Source organism: Bradyrhizobium prioriisuperbiae, from assembly GCF_032397745.1.
In the GTDB taxonomy this organism is placed as follows: domain Bacteria; phylum Pseudomonadota; class Alphaproteobacteria; order Rhizobiales; family Xanthobacteraceae; genus Bradyrhizobium_A; species Bradyrhizobium_A prioriisuperbiae.
Map to the genome: position 1 here is coordinate 2,041,919 of NZ_CP135921.1, position 21,796 is coordinate 2,063,714.

At 62.6% G+C, this 21,796-nt stretch carries 18 protein-coding genes; 10 read left to right on the plus strand and 8 right to left on the minus strand.

What is annotated here, in order from left to right; genetic code table 11:
* The first annotated feature begins 11 nt into the window (after positions 1–11).
* The 6 genes from RS897_RS09545 to RS897_RS09570 all read left to right on the plus strand — a co-directional run bounded on the left by RS897_RS09545 (position 12) and on the right by RS897_RS09570 (position 7,276).
* Positions 12–1,289, plus strand: coding sequence for a glycosyltransferase family 4 protein (locus tag RS897_RS09545; RefSeq protein ID WP_315836322.1), 1,278 nt, complete (start codon positions 12–14; stop codon positions 1,287–1,289).
* 154 nt (positions 1,290–1,443) lie between these two features.
* Positions 1,444–2,577, plus strand: a complete 1,134-nt coding sequence (locus RS897_RS09550; protein WP_315836323.1) for a glycosyltransferase family 4 protein — start codon at positions 1,444–1,446, stop codon at positions 2,575–2,577.
* Positions 2,578–2,613: 36 nt separating this feature from the next.
* Positions 2,614–3,357, plus strand: a complete 744-nt coding sequence (locus RS897_RS09555; RefSeq protein WP_315836324.1) for an FkbM family methyltransferase — start codon at positions 2,614–2,616, stop codon at positions 3,355–3,357.
* A complete protein-coding gene (locus RS897_RS09560; RefSeq protein WP_315836325.1) occupies positions 3,354–4,745 on the plus strand; it encodes a hypothetical protein in 1,392 nt (463 codons plus the stop codon). The genes RS897_RS09555 and RS897_RS09560 overlap by 4 nt, the downstream gene beginning before the upstream one ends.
* Positions 4,746–4,857: 112 nt before the next feature.
* Positions 4,858–5,529, plus strand: a complete 672-nt coding sequence (locus RS897_RS09565) for an acyltransferase (protein ID WP_315836326.1) — start codon at positions 4,858–4,860, stop codon at positions 5,527–5,529.
* 388 nt (positions 5,530–5,917) lie between these two features.
* A complete protein-coding gene (locus RS897_RS09570) occupies positions 5,918–7,276 on the plus strand; it encodes an MATE family efflux transporter (protein WP_315836327.1) in 1,359 nt (452 codons plus the stop codon).
* Positions 7,277–7,674: 398 nt separating this feature from the next.
* Here RS897_RS09570 and RS897_RS09575 read toward each other — a convergent pair whose 3' ends face one another.
* The gene (locus tag RS897_RS09575; protein ID WP_315836328.1) at positions 7,675–9,936 is read right to left on the minus strand and encodes a GumC family protein; all 2,262 of its coding nucleotides are present in this window, start codon (positions 9,934–9,936) and stop codon (positions 7,675–7,677) included.
* A gap of 20 nt (positions 9,937–9,956) precedes the next feature.
* Positions 9,957–11,066, minus strand: coding sequence for a polysaccharide biosynthesis/export family protein (locus RS897_RS09580; protein ID WP_315836329.1), 1,110 nt, complete (start codon positions 11,064–11,066; stop codon positions 9,957–9,959).
* A gap of 467 nt (positions 11,067–11,533) precedes the next feature.
* Here RS897_RS09580 and RS897_RS09585 point away from each other — a divergent pair, with 467 nt between their 5' ends.
* Entirely contained in the window at positions 11,534–11,905 is a 372-nt protein-coding gene (locus RS897_RS09585; RefSeq protein WP_315836330.1) for a VanZ family protein, read from the plus strand.
* Positions 11,906–11,931: 26 nt separating this feature from the next.
* On the opposite strand, the gene RS897_RS09590 is transcribed toward RS897_RS09585, so the two are convergent.
* The 3 genes from RS897_RS09590 to RS897_RS09600 form a co-directional block, all read right to left on the minus strand.
* Positions 11,932–12,210 (minus strand): hypothetical protein, encoded by a 279-nt coding sequence (locus RS897_RS09590; RefSeq protein ID WP_315836331.1) that lies wholly within the window; start codon positions 12,208–12,210, stop codon positions 11,932–11,934.
* Between the two features lie 97 nt (positions 12,211–12,307).
* Positions 12,308–14,050: a hypothetical protein gene (locus tag RS897_RS09595; protein ID WP_315836332.1), complete on the minus strand. Its 1,743-nt coding sequence runs from the start codon at positions 14,048–14,050 to the stop codon at positions 12,308–12,310.
* A 201-nt stretch (positions 14,051–14,251) separates the two neighbouring features.
* Positions 14,252–14,821 (minus strand): TetR/AcrR family transcriptional regulator, encoded by a 570-nt coding sequence (locus RS897_RS09600; RefSeq protein WP_315836333.1) that lies wholly within the window; start codon positions 14,819–14,821, stop codon positions 14,252–14,254.
* A 118-nt stretch (positions 14,822–14,939) separates the two neighbouring features.
* On the opposite strand from RS897_RS09600, the gene RS897_RS09605 reads away from it, so the two are divergent.
* Positions 14,940–15,575 carry a hypothetical protein gene (locus tag RS897_RS09605; protein WP_315836334.1) on the plus strand — a complete coding sequence of 212 codons (636 nt, stop codon included), beginning with the start codon at positions 14,940–14,942 and terminating at the stop codon, positions 15,573–15,575.
* Here RS897_RS09605 and RS897_RS09610 read toward each other — a convergent pair.
* Entirely contained in the window at positions 15,545–16,708 is a 1,164-nt protein-coding gene (locus RS897_RS09610) for a mandelate racemase/muconate lactonizing enzyme family protein (RefSeq protein ID WP_315836335.1), read from the minus strand. The two genes, RS897_RS09605 and RS897_RS09610, sit on opposite strands and share 31 nt — an antisense overlap.
* 132 nt (positions 16,709–16,840) lie before the next feature.
* On the opposite strand from RS897_RS09610, the gene RS897_RS09615 reads away from it, so the two are divergent.
* Together RS897_RS09615 and RS897_RS09620 are read left to right on the plus strand one after the other, a co-directional pair.
* Complete coding sequence (locus RS897_RS09615) at positions 16,841–17,743, plus strand: LysR family transcriptional regulator (protein ID WP_315836336.1); 903 nt, start codon at positions 16,841–16,843, stop codon at positions 17,741–17,743.
* Positions 17,744–17,841: 98 nt separating this feature from the next.
* Positions 17,842–19,209, plus strand: coding sequence for an MmgE/PrpD family protein (locus tag RS897_RS09620; RefSeq protein ID WP_315836337.1), 1,368 nt, complete (start codon positions 17,842–17,844; stop codon positions 19,207–19,209).
* A 137-nt stretch (positions 19,210–19,346) separates the two neighbouring features.
* Here the strand turns inward: RS897_RS09620 and RS897_RS09625 are convergent, their stop codons facing one another.
* Positions 19,347–20,111, minus strand: a complete 765-nt coding sequence (locus RS897_RS09625) for a crotonase/enoyl-CoA hydratase family protein (protein WP_315836338.1) — start codon at positions 20,109–20,111, stop codon at positions 19,347–19,349.
* 14 nt (positions 20,112–20,125) lie between these two features.
* Positions 20,126–21,658: a class I adenylate-forming enzyme family protein gene (locus RS897_RS09630; protein ID WP_315838572.1), complete on the minus strand. Its 1,533-nt coding sequence runs from the start codon at positions 21,656–21,658 to the stop codon at positions 20,126–20,128.
* Positions 21,659–21,796 lie beyond the last annotated feature (138 nt).

Below are 21,796 nucleotides of genomic sequence, written 5' to 3' on the forward strand. Positions count from 1 at the left end.
GGTAGGTCGTTATGCGTATCGCTGTGGTCGACTACTCCGGGCATGCATTTGCCGTGCAATTGTCCCGCGCGCTTGCTTCACGCGGGCACGAGGTGATGCATCTGCACTTCTCCGAATTTCAGAGCCCACATGGCGAGCTGGAAATGAATGCCGACGATCCGGCCAGCCTGACGATCAAACCGGTTTCGCTGGGCAAGCCGTTTCACAAATATTCGTTCCTGCGCCGGCGCTTTCAGGAGGTGGCGATCGGACGCGTGTTCGCGGCCGAGATCGAGGCTTTCGCGCCCGAAGTGGTGCTGGCCGGAAACTGCCCGCTGGACAGCGTTGCCGAGATCGGACGCAGCGCGCGCCGCAACGGCCGGAAATTCGTATTCTGGCAGCAGGACATCTATTCCGCGGCGATCGGCCGGATTCTTGGCCAGCGCATCGGCTGGCTCGGGCGTTTGATCGGGCGGCATTACCGGCGCATCGAGCGCAATGCGTTGCGCGCCAGTGATGCCATTGTGGTCATCAGCCAGGATTTCGTCGACACCATCCGCCAGGAGCTCTCGCTGTCGGCGCGCAATGTCCATGTGATCGAGAACTGGGCGCCGATCGCCAGGCTGCCGCTGCGGCCAAAGGACAACAGCTGGGCCCGCCGCCACGACCTGATCGGCAAAAAAGTAATCCTGTATAGCGGCACCATCGGACTGAAGCACGATCCGCATCAACTGCTCGACCTCGCCTTGAATCTGCAGAGCGAGCCCGACACCATGCTGGTGGTGGTCTCGGAAGGCCCCTACGCGGACTGGCTGAGCAAGCAGTGCAAACTCCTGGACCTCTCCAGGGTGCTGGTGCTGCCGTTCCAGCGGTTCGAGGATTTTCCCGATGTGCTGGGCAGCGCCGATATCGCCATCGCGGTTCTCGAGCCAGACGCCGGCGTTTTTTCCGTACCGTCGAAAATCCTGAGCTATCTCTGCGGCGGCCGTCCCATCGTGCTGTCGTCGCCGCCGGAAAACCTCGCCGCGCGGATCATTCGCGGTTGCGACGCCGGACGCGTCGTCAATGCCGGCGACCGCTCGTCGTTCGTCCAGGCGGTACGGCTGTTTCTGGGAGATCGCCAGTTACGCGAGGATGCCGGCCGCAATGCCCGCGCCTATGCAGAGGCGGCCTTCGACATCGACCGTGTCGCCGCGCGCTTCGAGAGCGTTTTCGCTGGCGTCCTCAACGGCCGCCACACCTCGCAATCGGCTGACAAGCCCTTGCCGGAGGAGACGGCGCGCCCCTCCATCAAGCCCGTGCGTCGGTAGAACTACGCGCCACACCGGTATCGATCATGCTGCAGAGATCACGTTACTTCAAATCCCGATCGACAACGCGATGCCTGGCGGGCCACGCGCGCCAGGCCGCCTTAACCGTTCGTAATTGGACGTCGTGCATGCTCTTCGACGGGGCGCGACGCCAATGAGCAAGAAACGCGTTTTGATTATTTATCGATCGTACTTTCCGTCGCAGTCGCATCTGGGCCCGGCAACCGCGATCAAGAATCTCGTCGACAACATGAGCGCCGATTACGATTTTCATATCCTGACGCTGAACCACGACTTCGCGACCGGATCCCGGCTGTTCGCGCAGCCGCATTTGCGCGTTGTGATGCCGCATGTGGTGATCGAATACGTGCCCAGGGGAATAAAGGGCCTTCGCATCCTCGCCGCCCGGCTGGCCGAGGAATTCGACGTGGTCGATATCCAGTGCGCCTTCGATCCGCTGCTGGCGATCCCGGCGCTGCTGTTGTGCAAGCTGGGCCTGAGCGGCAACAGCCGAATCTTCCACACGCCGCACGGCATCTTCATGGACGTCATCATGGGGACGCGGCGGCCGCGCAAGACGCTCTACTGCCGGTTCTCGGATCTGATCGGCCTGTACCGCAACGTGGTTCATCTCGCTGGATCTCCCGGCGAGAAAAGCGACATCGACCGCAACCATCGGCGATCCCAGAATGTCGCCGTGGTCTCGCAGTTCGTTGAGCCGCTGCCCGCCGCCCAGCCACGCAACGCAAAGCCCCGCAACCGGCTGAAGATCGCCTTTGTGGGGCGGGTCACCGAACAGAAGAACCTGATCGCCGCCATCGAGATGCTGCGCCATCTGCCGGTTCCCGCCATCCTGGACGTGTTCGGCGACACCGCGGACACCGCCTATTACGAGCGCTGCGTCGCCATGATGCAGGCCGGCACCGGGCCCTGCGAGATTCGCTTCAAGGGCAATGTCAGCAAGGACGCCCTGCTGCAGGCCCTTCCCAGTTACGACGTGCTGCTCCATCCGACGCTGGGCGAGAACTTCGGCCACTCGATCGTAGAAGCGCTGCATCTCGGCGTGCCGGTGCTGATCAGCGACCGCAGCCCGTGGACTGATGTCGAAGCGAGCCATGCCGGCTGGGCGCTGTCGCTGTCGAACACCTCGGCTTTCGTCGACAAGCTCGCCACCATCTATGCGATGGGCGAGGAATGGTCGCAGCTGAGCGCCGGCGCCATCCAGTACGCACGCAAGACCTTCGACAAATCGCAGACCGTGCAGAGATACCGAGGCGCCTATGGCTGAGTCTCGGCAATATCCGGCCGGCAGGGAACAGACGCCATGCAATGGATGACCCTGAAGAAAGGCGCCTACTGCATGCTGCGCCCACGGCTGTGGCCGCAGATGCTGCACGGGGTAGCGCCTGCGATCGAGCACACCCGTGCACTCGGGCGCTTCACGTTCCGCACCGTCGTCGACGTTGGCGCCAATCGCGGCCAGTTTGCCACCTTCGCACGGTCGATGTTCCCGCAGTCGCAGATCTATTCGTTCGAGCCACTGGACGGGCCGGCACAACTGTTCAAGCGTTATCTTGGAAGCGAGGATCGCGTCCATCTGTTCAACAGTGCGATCGGAGACCATGCCGGCGACAAGACCATCTTCGTGGCGAGCAGCGACGATTCCTCCTCGCTGCTGCGTCCCACCGATGCGCAGAACCAGATCTTCGGCATCACCGTGGCGCGCACCGAGCAGGTGTCGGTGCGGCGGCTGTCGGAATGCCTGAGCGGCAGGCAGTTGCAGGGGCCTGCGCTGCTGAAGATCGACGTCCAGGGCGCCGAACTCGACGTGCTGCGCGGCTCGGCGGACCTCCTGAACCTGTTCGACGTGGTCTATGTCGAATGCTCGTACCTGCCGTTGTATGAAGGGCAGCCGTTGTATCCGGAAATCGCGCGCTGGATGGACGGCCACGGCTTCCACCTGGCCGGGGTCTACAACCAGCACGAAGACGCCACCCACGGGCCGATCCAGGCCGATTTCCTGTTTGCGCAGTCGTCGGGCGCCGCCATACGCAGGGGCGCGGCATGAACAACCTGCTCAATCCGATCGTCGTCAATATCGTGCTGCTGCGCAATCTGCTGATGGGCGGCTTCCTGAATTCGGCCGGGATCGGCTTCGTCGTCTATATCGGCGTGATTTTCCTTCCCGGCGTCCGCGGCACACCCGCGATGCTGGAGAGCCTGCGCGCCGGCGACACCACCATGGTCGACGTCGGCGGGGCCGGCCTGTTTGTCGCCGTGCCGGCCCTGCTGATCGGTCTTCTGGTGTTCGCGCGCCATGGCGCCATGACAGTGATCACCCACTTTCAGGCCGCGCTGGTGTTTCTCTGGGTGTTCTCCTGCCTGGTTATGCTGTTTACAGTCCTGCTCGGCGATTATCCGGACTCGATATCCCAAGTCACCCAGTACATCGTCACACTCGGTGGCTTCGTGCTGTGCATATGCTTCTGGCAGGCGGCCGAGCACGATGTCGACAACGCACTGACCATGGCGTTCGTCGCCCTCAGCGCCGGACTAATCATCGCGGCACTGGTGCAGGGCTTTCACGATTATCGATGGGTCGGGCTGATCCATCCCAACCATTACGGACGCTACGCCTACATCGCCCTTGTCGTGCACAGCATCTTGATTCGTCGGGTCAGCCTGCCGGTGTTCGTGCTCTGCCTCGCCGCCACTTATATGGTGAGCGCCCGCACCATCATGATCGGTTTGTTGCTGTTCTATGCCGGATACATATGCTGTACGTTCCCCGGTATTCCGGCGAGCCGTACCGGTCGCGATAAACTGCTGCGGCTGCTCGCCGCAGCCCTGATCGGACTGCCGATCGGGCTCGGCGTGATGATGCTGGTGTTCGACGGCAGCCGGCTGGTGAGCCGGCTGAGCGAGCAACTCGCGATCCTGGATCCCGATCGCGGCATCTTCTCCGGCTTCACCGGCCGGTCCGATTCCTGGAACGCGTTTTTCGATTCGATGGATAAGTTCGCGTTCTTTGGCTACGGCTTCCGCTCCAGCCGATACAACATGCATTCCGTGCACAGTGGCATTCTGTCCTATTTCATGGACTTCGGGCTGCTGCTCGGCGGCTTGCTGCTTACAGCCGTTCTGATTCGAACGACCTATCTGATCTGGTTCGGCCTCAAATTTCCGGACCGGCGATCGCTGATCTGCGGACTGGCGCTCGCCAGCACCCTGGTCATCCAGTGCCTGGAGCCCGACAATTTCAACATCGGCTTCATCGGCGCATTCTTCTTCATGATGATCCTCGCTTACGCCAAACGACCGCTGTCCGGCACCGCGATGCGGCCGCTGGTCTGGCGAGCGACGGATCCCGCGAACGACAATGCCAATCTCATCCGGCGGTATCGCGGCCTGGAATGGCTGCCTCCTTCGACGCCGGGATCTGCACGGATGACCTGACGATGCACGACACTTGAGACGACGATATTGAAGACGCGGATATTCAGACGACCGATACTGAAGACCTGAGTATTGAAGACCTGGAGAAAGCGGGAAAGCTTTTGGTGACACCATGATCAAGCTGGCAATTCAAATATTGGGGTTCATTTTACCGTGGTCGTTGCGCCGTCGCCTGCTTGCGGCCTGCTTTGGATACCAGTTGCACCCGGACTGCCGCATCGGCCTGTCCTTTGTCTTCGCCGATGCGGTGGAGATGGCGAAGGGAGCGCGGCTCGGCCACCTGAATTATGTCGGGCGCCTCAACAAGCTGCAGATGGACGAAGACTCCTTTATCGGCAACTTCAACTGGATCGGCGGATTCTCGACGCAGATCGAGACGCCATTTTTCAAGAGCGCAAAGAACCGCTACTCCCAGCTCACCATGGGAAAATGCAGCATGATGGGACACCAGCACTACATCGATTGCACTGACAGAGTGACATTCGGCCCGTTTTCGGGGCTCGCCGGATTTCGCTCCCAACTGGTGACGCACGGTGTCGAGATCATCCGGTCCAGACAATCCTGCGGACCGATCTCGGTCGGCGACTATACGATGATCGGCGCCGGCTCCCTGATCATGAAGGGCGTCAACATTCCGAACTGCTGCATCGTCAGTGCCGGTTCGGTGATCAATTATATCCACGCCGAACCCTATTCGCTGATCGCGGGCAACCCGGCCGAATGCACCCGCAAGGTGCCGGAAAAGGCGAAATTCTTCTCGCGGACCGGCAATGTCATTTACTGAGCACCGGCGGCACCATGATGGTGGGGTGGCCAGGGGCACGCGCCGGAAGGACGAAGATACCATCATCGACACTTTCAACTGGGTAGTTGATCAATTTTCAACTAGATAGTTGAACCTCGACGCCGGTCGATAGACCATTCTTAGGAAGCGCAAAACACGAGCACTCCGAACTCACCATGGGACGATGCAGCATGATGGGGCACCAGCACGATATCGAACGCGCCGACGATATCTCAAGCCACGACGTTGGCATCGGCTCGGTCATCAGCGGCGAATCCTGTTCGCCGATCGCGAGCGATCCAGCGGAATGCACGCGCAAGTTATCCAAAAGGGCAAATCCTTCTCTCGGACCGACAGTATCATCTAGTACAGAGGATCGGTGGCTCCAATGAAATCGATCATCGTCACCGCCCTCGTCGCGTGGCTGGCCCGCGCCCTCGCCATCGTCCTCAATCTCGTGGGGTTGCCTTTCGCGCTCGACAAGCTCGGACAATCGCGCTTCGGCCTGTTCCTGGTCGTCCTGAGCATCGGATCCTGGGTGGGCTTTGCCAACATCGGCATGGGCCGCGTCATCGCCAACGGGATCGCGAAATACGCGATTCGCGCGCCGACCTTCGTCGCCCGTTTTGTATCGATGGCGACGGTGCTGGCCGCGATCATCAATCTCGGCCTGTTCTGCATCAGTTCGGCGCTGTTTCTCGCGGTGGTGGCGACGGTTGAGCTGCCGCCGATCATCGCCGAGCACAAGACCGAGTTCATCACCAGCGTGTTGAGTCTGTTCCTGGCGATGAGCCTGTGGTTCTTTTTGACGGTGTTCGAAGGCATCGATGCCGGGTATCACAAGCTGCACCGGCTTTACGCCTTCCAGCTCGGCAGTTACGCGTTGTCGCTGGTGCTGCTGTTCGTGGTGTTTCCCCGCTACCCGTCGATCACGTTCGCCGCCTACCTGCTCAATCTGAGTTTCCTGCTGGGATCGATCGTCCATGGGTTCGACGTGGTACGGCGCAATCGCGGGCTGTTCGTCCGCCGCATCGTCTGGCACCGCAAGACCGTGCAGTTGTTGCTGCTGAGTTCGCTGGATTTCACCATCATCAGCCTCGGCCTCATGATCCTCTACCAGCTCTCCACCGGATTGTTCGGCCTCATCGCCGGGCCGGACGCCGTCATCGAGGTCGGCATTTTCATGCGCCTGCTGCAGTCGTACGGGGCGCTACTGGTGGCCTTCACCTTTCCGCTGACCAATGTGATTGCTTCGCGACTGGCGCACCGCGACAACGCCGGCGCCCTGCATGCTGCGCGCCTCAGCGGACTGATGGTGCTCGGCCTGGCAGCCACGGGAAGCCTCGGGCTCTATTTCCTGGGGAATCCGTTGCTCGCGCTGTGGTTGCATTCCGGCATCCAGTTCGAGACCGGCTTTCGGGTCTGTGCCGCTGCTCTGCTCTTTGCCAGTACGCTGCACTTCTATCTGGCGGCGCTGCTGATGGGGAGCGGGGCCACCAAAATGGTCGCGCGCGTTCACCTTGGCGAGGCGATGGTGTTCCTGCCTCTCGGCTACCTCTGCTTCAGCACCTTGCAGCAAACCGGCATCCTGTTGGCCCTGAGCGTGATCGTGACCTGCGGCAGCCTGCTGATGATCCGCCGGCTGATGACCCACGACGTGCTCGGCGACATCGTCGGATTTGGTTCGCCTGAGCGAGCGTCCGACGCGACACTCCTGAACCGAGAGTTGGCCACCGACCGATCGTAAGGCGCGGGATTCACACCACTCGATCTGACGCTGCCGAGACTGGGCGATGATTTTATCCCACATTCTTCGCGCTCTCACCGAGAGCGAACTGACGGAACGCTACGCTGTTCTCGGCAACTTTGCGTTCGCTGCATGAGCCCGCCCCTCTCGGGAGCAGGCAAGACAGCTCTCAACGACAGGGAGCGGCTTGTCTCACGCTGGCGGCTTCGTAAGCCTTAGCCTTGCGTATGTCGTCATGCGCGGCCCTGCCCAGCCTTCTCTCACGAAGCCGGGCTATGAGAGCGAAGTTGATGAGCGGCATCATTCCTGGAAACGCTCGCCTTTGGCCGGCTCGCGGCGCGTCTCGAACCATAAGGCCAGCCTGCGTTCACGGTGACAAGGCCCGCGACGACGGCAGGTCATGACGCGTTGTCGCGCACCACCCAGTGGGAATCCACCTTCTCGGACAGGCGGCGCAAAGCGCCGAAGTGCCACTGATACTGGCCAAGCTGATCAGTCTCGGCCTTGTTCAGCACCACGCCGAGCAGCCGGTCCTTGAGGGCGCGGGTCGCAATCAGTGCTTCCTCGACCGCGTCCACTCGGGTCTTGCCCCATTCCATCACCAGAACATACTGCTGGATGAAGTGGGTTGTCGCCCGCACGTCGATCGCCGGCATCATCGGCGGCAGGTCGACAAAGACATAATCGAACTGTTCGCGCAGTTTCGTGAACAGCTCATTGATGGCCGTCGATCCAAGTACCTCGTTCGAATTCGCCATCGGCGCGTTCAGCACCGCCGGCAGGAAGGCCATGCCGGTCTCCGGATCTCGCCAGATCACATCCTCGAGGGGCGTGAGCCCGGTCACCACCTGGAGTAGTCCGACGGTGGCCGACGGACTCAACTGCTTGGTGAGCGACGCATGGCGCAGATCACAGTCAACCACGATGGCTTTGGCGCCGACCTGCGCACTCAGCAGGCCGACCGAGGCGGCAACGGTCGACTTTCCTTCGCCCTGCAGCGTTGAAGAGAACCCGATCACCCGCGCCCGCTCAGGCCGATCGCTGAGATCGATGGCCCCCTTGATGGCCCGAATGCCTTCTGCGTAGCTTGAGAACTGGTCATGCAGCGCGCTCCACCCGATCGAGGCGTTGCGCGGAATACTGCGCGGCCCCGAAGGCTGGTCCGGAACGAGCGGGACTCCGGTGTCAGCAATCTTGGGCAGCAGCGACAGGCAATCGATGCCCAGCACCGATTCAGCCTGGCCGCGGGTGCGGATCACCCGATCCGCCATGTCATTGATGATGCCGATGCCGATCCCGAGCATCAGGCCGCTGACGCAGCCCACCAGCAGCACGAGCAAGGTCGAAGGGCTGCTGCGACGGCCCGGCCGGCTGGCCGACGAGATCACCCGCGCTTCGGTGATCGGATAGGTCTGTTGTTGAATGGTGTCAGTGTAACGTTCGAGGAAATTCTCGTAGATCGTGCGATAGGTCTGGGAGTTGCTCTCCAGTTCCTTCAGCCGGACCTGCGCCTGGCCGGTCATCTGCGAGTTCGAGACCGCGTCGTCGAGCGCGGCCTGCACGCCCTTCTCCCGCTGCTGGGCGATAGAATAGTCGCTGCGATAGGTCTCGGCGAGACGGCGGAGCTCTTCGCTGATCGAACGCCTCACTTCCTTCATCTGGTTGCGCAGGTTGACCGCGGCGAGATGGTTCGACCCATAACGGGACGACAAATCAGCCTCGCGATTGGCCATGTCGAGGTATTGACTGCGCAGCTTGGTCACGACTTCGCTGCGCAGCGCATCGGTCACCGTGGCTTCGCGCAGGTCGGACTTGGTGATCTGGTCGATACGCTCGAGCTTGACGCGGGCTTCGTTGGTCTGCGCCTTTGCCGCCGCCAGCTCCTTGCTGAGGTCCGCCACCCGCTGCTCCGAGATCGGACGGCCGCCGGCATCGACGATCTTGTTCTCGGCCTTGAAATCCGCGATCGATTTTTCGGCCGACATCGCCTGGCCCCGCAACTCGGCGATCCGGTCGGACAGCCAGGTGCTGGCCCGGCGGGCCGCCAGGTACTTCGCATTGAGCTGATCGTTGATGTAAGCCTCGGCAACCGCATTGGCGATCTTTGCCGCGCGCTCCGGATAAGCCGAGCGAAAGCTGACCTCGATCACATAGGTGACGCCGACCCGCTTGGCGCTGAGGCTCTTGGTGAACTGGCCGAGCGCGCGGCGGTTCGCCGCTTCCTCGGAGGTCGTTCCGCTGAAGTCGAACAGATCGAAGATTGAAAAGAAATAGTATTGGAGGTTGCCGAGGATGCCGCCGCCGTAACGCGTGAACTCCGAATCGTCCGCGAGTTTCATGTCCTCGATGATGGAGCGGGCGATGTTGTCCGACTTGATGACCTCAACCTGGCTTTCCACCGTCGGCGCATCCATCGGCGCGTCATTGAACAGGGATTGCGACTGAACCTGCACCTTTCGGGTGTCCATCAGGATGGTCGCCTGCGCGGTGTAGGTCGAACGCACGATCAGCAGATAGCCAAGCGCGAACAGCGTCGTCGCGACCAGCGCCATCAGCACGATCGGATATTGCCGCCGGAAGAACGCGATGATTAGCGAGAGGATCTGATCCGGCGCCATAACTTCCCCGGCCGGACTCTGCCGGTCGGTAACACGACTCATCTTCGAAATCTTCATGCTCATCACTTCACCAGATTGTGCAGGGCAACCCCGTTATAGGCTGCAACGATCGGATCGTTCACGGTGGCGGTCACCAGCCGGATGTAGTTCAGCATCTTAGCCACTTCGACCGCATGAGCGTTGGAAATATACAAAACATCCTTATTACGGGCGACCATCTGAGTGGTCAGGAAGTACATCGACGGGTCGCGCATGTTGAAATTGTAAACGATCGGAACGATCGGCGTGGTGAATCGAGCACAATCGACACCGAGACGTTCCGCGATCTCGCGCGTCTCGCCGCGGTAAACAAACACCGAGCCGGGATCGGCCATCGCATCGTTAAGACCACCAGCCTTCGCCACGGCTTCCGCGACGGTGACACGCCAGGCACCGAAATCGAACTGGCCTTGTTGTCCAGCGGCGCCGAATGCCACGAACGTCTGCGGCTCGCGGTACACATAGATCGTGTCTTGCGGATGCACGAAGATATTGTTCGACGGTTCATAAACCAGCGCACCAAATGGCACCTTGGCCCGCCGGCCGCCGCGCTCCAGTGACACCCAGGTATCATAGCCCTGCGCCTTCGGTCCGCCCGCACGGGCGATCGCGTCGAGCAGATGTTCGCCGGCGGCATTCGCCGGAAAACGCGACGGCACGTTCACCTCGCCAAGCACACTGATCAGCGACGTGCGCTGATCGATCAACGCCACCACCGCCTGCGGTTCGATCGCGCGATTCTTCAACGCACCGGCGATCGCCTGCTGCACTTCCGACGGAGTCTTGCCGGCCGCACGGATCGGGGGGGCATACGGAACCGAAATGTTTCCCTTGCTGTCGACCGGCTGGTTCGGCAGCGCGACGAAGTTGCCGGGCCGCACACCTGCCTCGATCGGAATGAACAAACCGCCAGGCGCCGCCTCGAAGATGGTGACACTGACCACGTCGCCGATGCCGAACCTGATTTCATTCGGCGGTCGCCGGTCGGCGAAGGCCGATGTCAACCGGCCGGTCGTCTCGCTGAGGATCGACACGACATCGGGCGTGACGTTGACGACGGCGTATGGGAGACTTTCGGGCGACACCGGCCGCTGTGACCTGATGTCACCGCTGTCCGGACCGTTCCTTGGCATTGTCGAACAACCGGCGAGCGCAAGGGCGACTTGAACTCCCGCGACAAAACACAACAAACGCTTTGGTAAATTTTTCTGCACCATGCGAAAGACGATGCACGCGTATGGTTAATGCAGTTTTAGAACCGCGATTTTGACACGCGGATTACGCATTCAAACGTAGTCCTGCCGTCCCGATACACCACCGCGACATCGAGCCCGGATTTTCCTACGCTCTCGAATAAGTACATTCGCGTAATCGACGCGCCGTCCGCTTCATCGGGTCACCGCGTGCGGTACGAATCGCTGATTCGCCGGACATGCGACGACATGCGCGGACGTCATGGGCAACGAATCGTATTACGTGGAAACACGCAGGCGTAACCATGCGGACGAATGGGTCCGTGAAACGCTTCCTTAGCCATGACTTCAACTGGTAAACCACGCGCGATCGACCGAACGAGCTCCAAGAACCATTTCAGGACAGCATGCACAGAGCCGTACAACTTTTCGCCGTTGCCGCGCTGGCCGCCGTGATCGTTCTCACGGTAGTTCCGGCGGCCGAACGGCCGGTAACCGGGTTCGGTCAGAACCTGGAGCACTTCATGTGTTTCGCTGTTGTGGGCGCGCTGACGGCACTCGCATTCGAGGTGCCGTTGAAGTTTCTGCTGCCGGCGACAATCGTGTTCGCGCTGGTGCTGGAACTCGTGCAGATTCCCCTGCCGACGCGTCATGCGCGGCTGGAAGACTTCATCGTCGATGCACTCGGCATCGGCTTCGGCGTACTCAGCGCGCGATTGTCGATACGGCTGCTGCAACAAGCCGGCTTTGGACGCGGCAAGCCTGTCGGCCTGCGCTGAGGCAGCAGCTCAGTCAGACAAATAAATCAGCGTGGCCCGGTGCCGGCATAACTGCCGGTGTAGCTGCTGACGTAACCACCGGTCCTGCTCGGATACGACCCCGTGGAAAACGGGCTGACGAACGGACTGCGAAAGGTGTCGTTGGTCGGGAATGTCGTGGTCGGCGAGTTCGGCGACACGGTGTACTGGTTCTGCCGCTGCTGGTTGACGGTGCCCAGTGCCGGATTCAGCGGATACATTCCCTGCGCAACCGCCTGACCCGGAATAAGCGCCAGACATGCGATGAGGGCGGATAGAACCTTCATGAGCGTGGTCCCTTCGATAAACGAATCGCTTTTGACGACGCAACGCAACTGACGCTCGATCTCTGCATGATCTCTTCTAACAATCGGTATCCACTGATCATGCCGCCGCAACCGCGAGGAACTCGGGCCGGCACTGCCCCAATTGCCAGTAATGCTCGAATACGGCGGTTTTGCCGATTCGTTCGCCGTAGGTGGCACTGACATGCCGCGGCAGGTCGCCATCCGGCCCGACGAACACCACGGCATTCTCGGCACGATTGAACAGGCGCGCGACGCCATAGGGCGTTGCACCGTCACGGCGCATCGCATTCGGGTAGGTAAACGTCGTCAGCGCATCATCGACACGCGACGCGGTGATGGTTTGAAAAATCTCGGTCGTGTCGGTCAGGACCGTATGCAGCGCGTCGGCGGGATCGGACAGATCGTTGGTGGCCGCGATCAGTCCGGCCGCGCCGCCTGAACGGCCGGTGGTCCAGTTCAGCACCGCGCCCATGTAGCGCGGCACGGCCGGCAAAGTGACCTTGCCATAACCCGCAAAGGCCAGGCCCAGGCCGCCCGAGCGCGCCACCCATTTGCCGGCGGCAATCGCGGTGTCGACATTGCCGACCTTCGCAATCGACTGGCCTGTCGGCGACCAGCCCAGCCATCGGCTATCCAGCCGATCGAAATCATCGAAAAACACCTGCTCCCGCAGGCTTGCTTCCGCGCAATCGATCGCGCTTGCGTACAGCGACAGCCGCTTGATGGTGGCGTTCCAATAACCCGTGGAGCCGCGGCCCAGCCGCGCCGTGGTCATTCCCGCAGGCGGAGCGACATCGATCCATTTCGGCGCCTTGCCGTTGACCGAGCCCAAGACGCTCGTCGCCCCCATCGCGATCGCCGCCGTCAAGCGCGCCAGCGGGGGAACGATTCCGAGTTGCGCCTCCGTCGGGACGCCGTTCGCAACCACCCTGACGAACAGCGCATGGTTGCGGAGCTGCAGTTCGACGAAATTTCTGTCGTCTTTCCATTCGCTCCAGAGCGACGCCGTTCCAGCAACGCGCGGCGCGTCGGCCGTGATGACCACCGACCGCTCGGGCTGCGCCAGATAGGCAGCGTGAGCCGGCGACAGCGTGATGTCATCGGCCGGGCGGGCCGATACGCCATAACTCGACCGCCAGGTTCGCTTTTCCAGTTGCGGACTGTTGATCTCGAAGCTGACGTCATACGCGCCCGCAACGGATATCTTGAGCGCCAGATTGGCATGGCTGTTGTGGCCGGCCACGGAGCGGACCTGAGCCCACCAGGCCTTGTCGGCCTGCAACTGCTGGATCGGCGCCACGCGCAGCGAGGCGACGGCCGGAACCCCCGCGGAATCGTTTTCAACGTTGAGCAGCCCGAGCCCCGCAACGTTGGCCATGGACCCGCCAGCGAGCCGGATCGCCAGCGAGCCTGTGAGATTCTCGCCGGCGGCAATCGCGAAATGCTTGGGCGAACCGAGCACGAGGTAGAGATCCCGCGTCGCCTGCCCCGTGAGCCGGAGCAGCCCTTGTCCGGCCCCTCGCCTGGTGAATGTCATGGTACATTCGGCTGTTGTCACCGGCTGCGGCAGCACGCGCCAGCCATTGGGGAGGGCCGTATCGCTGGAGTAGCCGGCATCCTCAATGCCGTTGGTCGACGCTTCCTCGACCAGAATGCCGGCGCAATCGCCGAACACCTCGTGATCGACATAACGCAAGGCGCCGGTCAGCGACTGCGCATGCGCGCTCTTCGCCGCCGGATCGGCCAAATCGAGATCAAGACGTGGTGTGGGATTGCGTTCGGTGGCGCAAGCCGATCGGATCGATCGCGGCGGGGCCATCGCCACGAGCGATCCGACGACAAAAGAGCGGCGCGAGAGCATGATTCGCAGCTTTCACATGCGCGACGGCGCATGCTGAGGAACAACGAAAAGATTATGTCACTCAAGTCCGCATTGTTACGTAGGGCTTTTATCATGCCATGTCGGGTCGACAGCCTCATCCATCGGCGAGGTGCAAGAGAGCGGCATGCCAGCAACAACTCAACGTGGAGCGGCGAACGGCACCAGCACGTCATCGACGATCCGGACGATCAGCTCGTCGGTGATCGGATCACCGGTGACGAGCAGCCGATGCCAGAGCACGCTCTGGCCCAGTTCGCGCGCGATGTCGACGGAGACATCGGATCTCACATCGCCGCGCGCGATCCCCCGCTGCAGCAACGCCACCATCTCATCCTTGCGCCAGCCGATGACATCACGACGGAATGTCTCTGCAAGTTGCTGGTCGTGAGACATGGCGGTCACCACGGCGCGCAATGCACCGGCTTCGGCGCCGCTGAACAACGCGAGCCAGCCACGCAGCACAGCAAGCATATCGCCGCGATAACTTCCAGTGTCGGCATGGGGGATCGCCGCCGCGGCCGTGTGCAGCAGGATGTCGCGCAGCAGCGACTGGCTGTCCGGCCACCGGCGGTAGAGCACGGCTTTGCTGGTTCCGGCTGCGACTGCGACCGCATCCATGGTCACACCGGCCGGACCATGGCGCTCGAGCAGCACCAGCACCGCCGACCTGATCGCCGCCTCCAGCTGCTCGCCGCGGCGCCGTTGCATTCTGACCTCAACCATCTACCAATAAGAAACGTTTGCGTTCCCTACCGCAAGGGTCTATAGCAACAAACCATAAGAAACGATTCAGTATCTTAATGCCTTGAACGTTTGGAGGCAAAACATGCCCCGACCCGTGCTCTATCCGCTCCGGACCGTGGACACGGCCATCGTCGGTTACATGCAGGCTCCGCACCTGCGCCGGCGGGTGACGATCGATCATCGCCCGCTGGCCGGAATCACGCCCGCGATGCTGCTGAACTGGTTCACCCATATCGGCGAAACCATGGAGTATGGCGGCGAGACGATTGAGCGCTATCTGGCGTGGCACCCGCTCGATCACATCCGCTGGGAATTGGCGCGGCCGGCGCCTGGTGGCGGCGCGGCCGAAGGCGCACGGTTTCGCATTGTCGAGAAATTCGGCAACCGCGATGAATTTGCCGTCGACGTGATCGACCGCGTCGAGAAGCTTGATGAGACCGGCATCCGGCTGGTGCAGCGCGTCGCCGGCGTCATCGTGTTCCAGCTCGAACACACCTGGTCCGCAGGGTCAGACGGCGCGCACTATGTCAGCGTGCTGGATGTCGGCGCTCGTTCGCGGCTGTTCACCCCGGTGAACTACCTGCTCACCCGCCGCTTCTCCGACGAAATGCTCCGCGCCTGGGTCAAGCACAACATCGAGGAAGTCGGTCAGCTCGCGTACCTGCTGCCCGCACTTCAGAGCGGCAGCTACGATGCCAGCGCCTTCATCTCCGCATAGAGGTCGGCCTTGCCCTCGAAGCCGATGCCCGGCAGTTCCGGCATGGTGATGAAACCGTTCTCCACCCGCACGCCGTCGGGGAAGCCGCCATAGGGCTGGAATAGATCGGGATAACTCTCATTGCCGCCGAGCCCGAGGCCGGCGGCAATGTTGAGCGACATCTGGTGACCGCCATGGGGAATGCAGCGCGACGGCGACCAGCCCTGGGCCTCCAGCACCTTCAGTGTGCGTTGGTATTCGCACAAACCATAAGACAGCGCGCAATCAAACTGCAGCCAATCACGATCCGGCCGCATCCCGCCGTAGCGAATGAGATTGCGGGCGTCCTGATGGCTGAACAGGTTTTCGCCGGTCGCCATGGGCCCTGGATAGAATTCCGCCAGCGCGGCCTGCAGCTGATAATCGAGGGGATCGCCCGCTTCCTCGTACCAGAACAGCGGATAGTCGCGCAGCATTTTGGCATAGGCGATCGCGGTCTCCAGATCGAAGCGGCCGTTGGCGTCGACGGCGAGTTGGGCCTGACTGCCGATTTCCTTCAGCACCGCTTCGATCCGCGTGCGGTCGTCTTCGATCGGCGCGCCGCCGATCTTCATCTTCACCACGTTGTAGCCGCGATCGAGATAGCCGCGCATCTCGGCACGCAGCATCGACAGGTCCTTGCCGGGATAATAGTAACCGCCGGCGGCATAGACGAACACCTTCGGGTTCGCCGCCCTGCCATGGCGCTCGGCCAGCAGGCGAAACAGCGGCTTGCCCGCGATCTTCGCCACTGCGTCCCACACCGCCATGTCGATGGTGCCGACCGCGACCGAACGCTCGCCATGGCCGCCGGGCTTCTCGTTCATCATCAGCGTCGCCCAGATCTTGTCCGGATCGAGATTGTCGCTGGTCTCATCGCGCAGGGTTTTCGGATCCGCCTGCAAGATACGGTCGCGGAAACGCTCGCGGATCAGGCCGCCCTGGCCGTAACGGCCATTGGAGTTGAAGCCATAGCCAACCACCGGATTGCCGTCGCGCACCACGTCGGTGACAACAGCCACCAGGCTCGACGTCATCTTGCTGAAGTCGATGTAGGCGTTGCGGATCGGCGAGGCGATCGGCTTGGTGACTTCACGAACATCGATAATGCGCATGTGGCTGTTCCCGGACTGAGCTTTTGGTCTATCGTCATCGCGTACACCGCCCGTTGTCGCAAGGCCAATGCCAAGATCGGTTTTGTCTATAAACGATCGGCATGACCTCCATGGATCGAACCTGGACCTGAGATGGACCTGAACTGGCTCGAAGACTTTCTCGCGCTCGCCGAACAGCACTCCTTCTCACGCGCCGCCGACTGCCGCAACGTGACCCAGCCCGCTTTCAGCCGCAGGATCCGCGCGCTTGAAGAATGGATCGGCGTGCCGCTGTTCATTCGCAGCGCGCAGGGCGTCTCGCTGACTGCGGCCGGCGCGTTTCTGCAGACCCATGCCGAGACCATCACCCGCGAGCTCTACCGTGTCAGGCGCGAGAGCCAGGCGATGGCCGAGCGCGCAACCGCGACACTGTATTTCGCCGCCACCCATGCACTGTCGTTCACGTTCTTTCCCGGCTGGATCCGCCGTCACATCGACTTCGAAGGGCTGGGCACGCTGAACCTGATGTCGGACAGCATGGAGGCCTGCGAGCAGATCATGCTGGATGGCAAGGCGCATTTCCTGCTCTGCTATCACCATCCGATGGCGCCGACGCGTTTTGCGCCGGAGCGGTTTCCAAGCGTGACTGTCGGCGGAGATGTCCTTGTGCCGCTGTCGGCGCCGGGACGGGACGGCCGGCCCGTCTGGCCTGCAGCCGGCGGCGCGCAGGCGCCGACACGCCGCCTCGCCTACAGCAACTCGTCGGGCCTCGGGCGAATCCTCAGCGCGATCCAGACCGGTAGCGTGGTCGGGAGTGAAACGGTCTTCACCTCGCATCTCGCCGCCACGCTGCTGACCATGGCGCGCCAAGGCCACGGCCTCGCCTGGCTGCCCCAAACCCTGGCCGACGACGATCTCGCAGCCGGGCGGCTTGTTGCTGCAGGCGCGGCTGATCTCAACATTCCGGTCGAAATCCGGATTTTCCGCGATACCAGTTGCCGCGGCAGCGCCGCCGACGCGATTTGGCAGCGCTTGACCCAGCAGACGGCGACATGACGACCCGCGGTTCCGCGAATGCGGCCATGCTTTCGCGACTGCTTGAACGCACCGTCGTGGCCGCCTAACCTGCGCGCGCTCAGGGAGAACCAACAACAATGGCGAATGAAACCGCGACGCTCGCAGCCTATGTCACAAACCTGAAATTCGGGGACATCCCGCAGGACGTGCTGGCGCGCGCCAAGGTGCTGACACTGGATTTCCTGGGCAGCGCAGTGCGGGCCCGACGCGAGGCGGATTCCACCGGTTCGATCCTGGCGATGCTGTCGGCGCTGTCGCTCGATGGCAGCGGCGACGCCACCGTGTTCGGCGACAGCAAGACCTACACGCCGGCCGTCGCGGCGCTGCTGAACGGCGCGCTGGGGCATTCGCTTGACTTCGACGACACCCATGCGGACTCCTCGCTGCATCCGAGTGCGCCGGTGGTGCCGGCAGCGTTCGCCGTCGGCGAGATGGTCGGCGCATCGGGACGCGAGGTGCTGACCGCGATTGTGGCCGGTTATGAAGTGTGCTGCCGGCTCGGCAACGCACTCGATCCGACCTCGCATTATGCGCGCGGCTTCCACCCGACCGCGACCGCCGGCACCTATGGCGCGGCCGCCGCAGCCGGAAAATTGCTGGGACTCTCCGAACAGCAACTGATCGCGGCGTTCGGCGTGTCCGGCAGCCAGGCTGCGGGATCGCTGCAGTTCCTGGTCAATGGCGCCTGGAACAAGCGTTATCAGGTCGGTGCCGCCGCCATGAACGGCGTGGTGGCCGCAACCCTTGCCAAGCAGGGTTTTGTCGGCGCGACGGAATCGGTCGAGGGCAAGCATGGCCTGCTGGTCGGCTACACCGACCATGCCGATGCGAACAAGGCGACCGCGGGACTCGGCAAGGTTTATGAGACCATGAAGATCGGCGTCAAACCCTATCCGAGCTGCCGCTACACCCACGCCGCGATCGACGCGCTGATCGCCATGCGCCGCGAACACAATCTGACGCCGGAGCGAATCGCAAAGGTCGAGATCGGCCTGCATCGCAACGGCATCACGCTGACCGGCGATCCCGACACCAAGCGCCATCCGCGCAGCATTGTCGGCGGCCAGTTCTCGATGTTCTTCACCGGCGCACTGGCGCTGGAGCAAGGCAGCTTCGGCTGGGACGATTACAAACGGCTTGGCGATCCCGCCATCGACGCGCTGGCCGATCGCATCAACGTGGTGCAGGACGACCGGCTCGAGGTCGGCCGCACCCATCCGTTCGGCGCGCGTGTCAGCATCACCAGCGACGATGGAACCCATGAGCGGCTGCTGGCCGATCCCTCGGGCGAGCCGGTGTCGTTTCCGGATGCCGCCGCCATGCAGCAGAAGTTCCTGCAACTGGCGCGTCCCGTGCTGAATGGGGGCGCGGAGAAATTCGCCGATGCGATTCTGTCGCTGGAGCGGTTTGCGAAAGTGAGCGAGGCGACGAGGCTGGGGCGGTGATGGCTCCCCATCCTGAGGCGCCTGCGAAGCAGGCGTCTCGAAGGATGAGGTCCGGACGCAGCAACTCCGCGCTTCATGGTTTGAGACGGCACAAGTGCGCCTCCTCGCCATGAGGGTTCAGGTCAGAGCGCTCTGCCTCAGATCGACTTGAAATCTCCGCCGCGTCCCAGGCCTGAGGAAAACCGTGCCGCGCCCTTGGCCGCTTCCGCGCGCAGCGGCGCTTCGCCGCCTTCGCCTTCGTGACGCAATGCGTCGGCGATATCTTTGCCCCATTGGGTGTAGCTCGACATCCGGTCGGCGCGCATGCAGACCTGCGGAAACTGCGCCAGCTGCGCCGCCAATTGCTCGGCCTCGGCGCGCGCGGTGCCTTGCGGCACCACGCGGTTGGCAAGCCCGAACGACAGCGCTTCGTCGGCGGCGACCGGACGCCCGGTGAGGATCATGTCCAGCGCGCGGCTGTGGCCGATCAGGCGCGGCAGCCGCACGGTGCCGCCGTCGATCAGCGGCACGCCCCAGCGGCGGCAGAACACGCCGAACATCGCCGACGTGGAGGCCACGCGCATGTCACACCACAAGGCCAACTCAAGTCCGCCCGCCACCGCGGGTCCCTCCACCGCCGCAATCACCGGTTTCGACAGCAGCATGCGCGACGGCCCCATCGGCCCTTCGCCCGCGGGCTCGCTCCGCGGCGCATTGGAGACGGTCTTCAGATCGTAGCCGGCACAGAAATAACCGCCGGCCCCGGTGAAGACGGCGACATCACTCGTCTCATCCTTGTCGAACGCGGCGAATGCGGCGCGCAGCAGCAGTGCGGTTTCATGATCGACCGCATTGCGCGCCTCCGGCCGGTTGATGATGACCGTGGTGACGGCCCCCTGTTTCTCGACAATGACTTTGCTCATGACATCCTCCCGCATCAGATCCTGCGTTCACGCCCGGCCCAGAACGGATCGCGCACCGCGCGCCGCAACAGCTTGCCGACCGGACTTTTCGGCACGTCGTCGATGAAGCGCACGGATTTCGGCACCTTGTAGCCGGCGAGGCGGTCCCGCGCGAAAGCGATCAGCTCCGCTTCCTCGACCGAGGTGCCATTGCGGATGGCAACAAACGCCGCCACCGCCTCGCCCCATTTGTCGTCGGGAATGCCGACCACGACCACTTCGCGCACCGCCGGATGCGCAGCCAGCGCGTCCTCGACTTCGCGGGGATAGACGTTGTAGCCGCCGGTGACGATCATGTCGGAGGTGCGGTCGACCAGGTAAAGATAGCCCTCCGCATCGAACCGGCCGACATCGCGGGTGCGGATCCAGTGTCCCGGCATGATGGTCTGCGCGTTGAGCTCTGGGGCGTTGTAATAGCCGGCCATGGCGAACGGCGCGCGCAGCACGATCTCGCCGCTGTCGCCAGGCGCGACATCACGGCCGTCTTCATCGATCAGTCGGATTTCGCAATCGATGCTGGGACGCCCGCAGGCGGCCAGGCGCTTGTCGGCGCCGGGACTGACGTGATCCTCCTTGGTCAGCACGGCGATGAACAGCGGCGCCTCGGTCTGACCGTAATACTGGATGAAGCGCGGCCCCCACAGTTTCAGCGCCCGCTCCATGGTCGGGCGCGGCATCGGCGAGGCGCCATAAAGCATGGTGGTCACCGAGCGCATGTCGACCTCGGCAATACCCGGATGGTCCAGCAGCATGCCGATCATGGTGGGCACGAGATTGAGCGCGGTCGGTTTCCAGCGCTCCACGGCCTCAATATAGGCGTTCGGCATGAAGCCCGGCAGCACCGCTGCGGTGCCGCCGCGAATCCAGTATGGCAGCACGAAACAACCGCTGGCATGGATCAGCGATGCCGCGTGCAGCATGATGTCGCCGGGTTTGATCTCCATGTTGCTGAGCACGTTCTCGCTCATCGCGGCCCAACTCGCCTGGGTGTGCAGCACGGCCTTCAGCTTTCCTGTGGTGCCCGAAGTATAGATCGCGATCACCACATCGTCCGGCTCCGGCGTGCGGTCGGGCAGTGTATCCGGTTGCGTCTGCGCAATCTCAGCAATATCGCCGTCGCCACCGGCGCCCAGGCTGCGGATTTTCAAACCCGGCAGGAGCTGCGCGAGCTCTCGGGCACGCTCGACCAGATCCGCGCCATGCAGCAACAGCGTGACGCCAGCGCCTTCCAGCATCTGCTTCTGTTCGTTGGCCGACAGCCGCGAGTTCAGCGGCACGCGAACAATACGGGCCTTGGCGCAGGCAAAATCGATCGGCATGCTCAGCAGCGAATTGTTCAGCAGCAACCCGACACGGCCACCGATAGCCAGGCCTTCGATCGCGATCAACGCATTGGCAAGCCGATTGGACAGGCGATCGACGTCGTCGAACGTCAGGCTTTGGTCGCCAAACAGCACCGCTGTGCGCGGGCCATGATAGAGCGCACCCCGCCGGACCATTTCCGTCATCAACACGGCATTTCTCCCGAATTTTTTATGTGATTGCCGGTGATGTTAGCGGCCGCCGGTCGCGTGTCAATCAAGCGAACGCGTGATGACAGCGCTCGCCACGCCTGCACCGAAATCAGGGCGACATCTTGCGGTCAC

Bases quoted from the DNA above. Each gene is read 5' to 3' on its own strand.
- RS897_RS09555 (WP_315836324.1), top strand. From the start codon at position 2,614: ATGCAATGGATGACCCTGAAGAAAGGCGCCTACTGCATGCTGCGCCCA.
- RS897_RS09615 (WP_315836336.1), top strand. From the start codon at position 16,841: ATGGACCTGAACTGGCTCGAAGACTTTCTCGCGCTCGCCGAACAGCAC.
- RS897_RS09570 (WP_315836327.1), top strand. From the start codon at position 5,918: ATGAAATCGATCATCGTCACCGCCCTCGTCGCGTGGCTGGCCCGCGCC.
- RS897_RS09580 (WP_315836329.1), bottom strand. From the start codon at position 11,066: ATGCCAAGGAACGGTCCGGACAGCGGTGACATCAGGTCACAGCGGCCG.
- RS897_RS09630 (WP_315838572.1), bottom strand. From the start codon at position 21,658: ATGACGGAAATGGTCCGGCGGGGTGCGCTCTATCATGGCCCGCGCACA.
- RS897_RS09545 (WP_315836322.1), top strand. From the start codon at position 12: ATGCGTATCGCTGTGGTCGACTACTCCGGGCATGCATTTGCCGTGCAA.
- RS897_RS09625 (WP_315836338.1), bottom strand. From the start codon at position 20,111: ATGAGCAAAGTCATTGTCGAGAAACAGGGGGCCGTCACCACGGTCATC.
- RS897_RS09605 (WP_315836334.1), top strand. From the start codon at position 14,940: ATGCCCCGACCCGTGCTCTATCCGCTCCGGACCGTGGACACGGCCATC.
- RS897_RS09550 (WP_315836323.1), top strand. From the start codon at position 1,444: ATGAGCAAGAAACGCGTTTTGATTATTTATCGATCGTACTTTCCGTCG.
- RS897_RS09585 (WP_315836330.1), top strand. From the start codon at position 11,534: ATGCACAGAGCCGTACAACTTTTCGCCGTTGCCGCGCTGGCCGCCGTG.
- RS897_RS09565 (WP_315836326.1), top strand. From the start codon at position 4,858: ATGATCAAGCTGGCAATTCAAATATTGGGGTTCATTTTACCGTGGTCG.
- RS897_RS09575 (WP_315836328.1), bottom strand. From the start codon at position 9,936: ATGAGTCGTGTTACCGACCGGCAGAGTCCGGCCGGGGAAGTTATGGCG.
- RS897_RS09600 (WP_315836333.1), bottom strand. From the start codon at position 14,821: ATGCAACGGCGCCGCGGCGAGCAGCTGGAGGCGGCGATCAGGTCGGCG.
- RS897_RS09595 (WP_315836332.1), bottom strand. From the start codon at position 14,050: ATGGCCCCGCCGCGATCGATCCGATCGGCTTGCGCCACCGAACGCAAT.
- RS897_RS09590 (WP_315836331.1), bottom strand. From the start codon at position 12,210: ATGAAGGTTCTATCCGCCCTCATCGCATGTCTGGCGCTTATTCCGGGT.
- RS897_RS09560 (WP_315836325.1), top strand. From the start codon at position 3,354: ATGAACAACCTGCTCAATCCGATCGTCGTCAATATCGTGCTGCTGCGC.
- RS897_RS09620 (WP_315836337.1), top strand. From the start codon at position 17,842: ATGGCGAATGAAACCGCGACGCTCGCAGCCTATGTCACAAACCTGAAA.
- RS897_RS09610 (WP_315836335.1), bottom strand. From the start codon at position 16,708: ATGCGCATTATCGATGTTCGTGAAGTCACCAAGCCGATCGCCTCGCCG.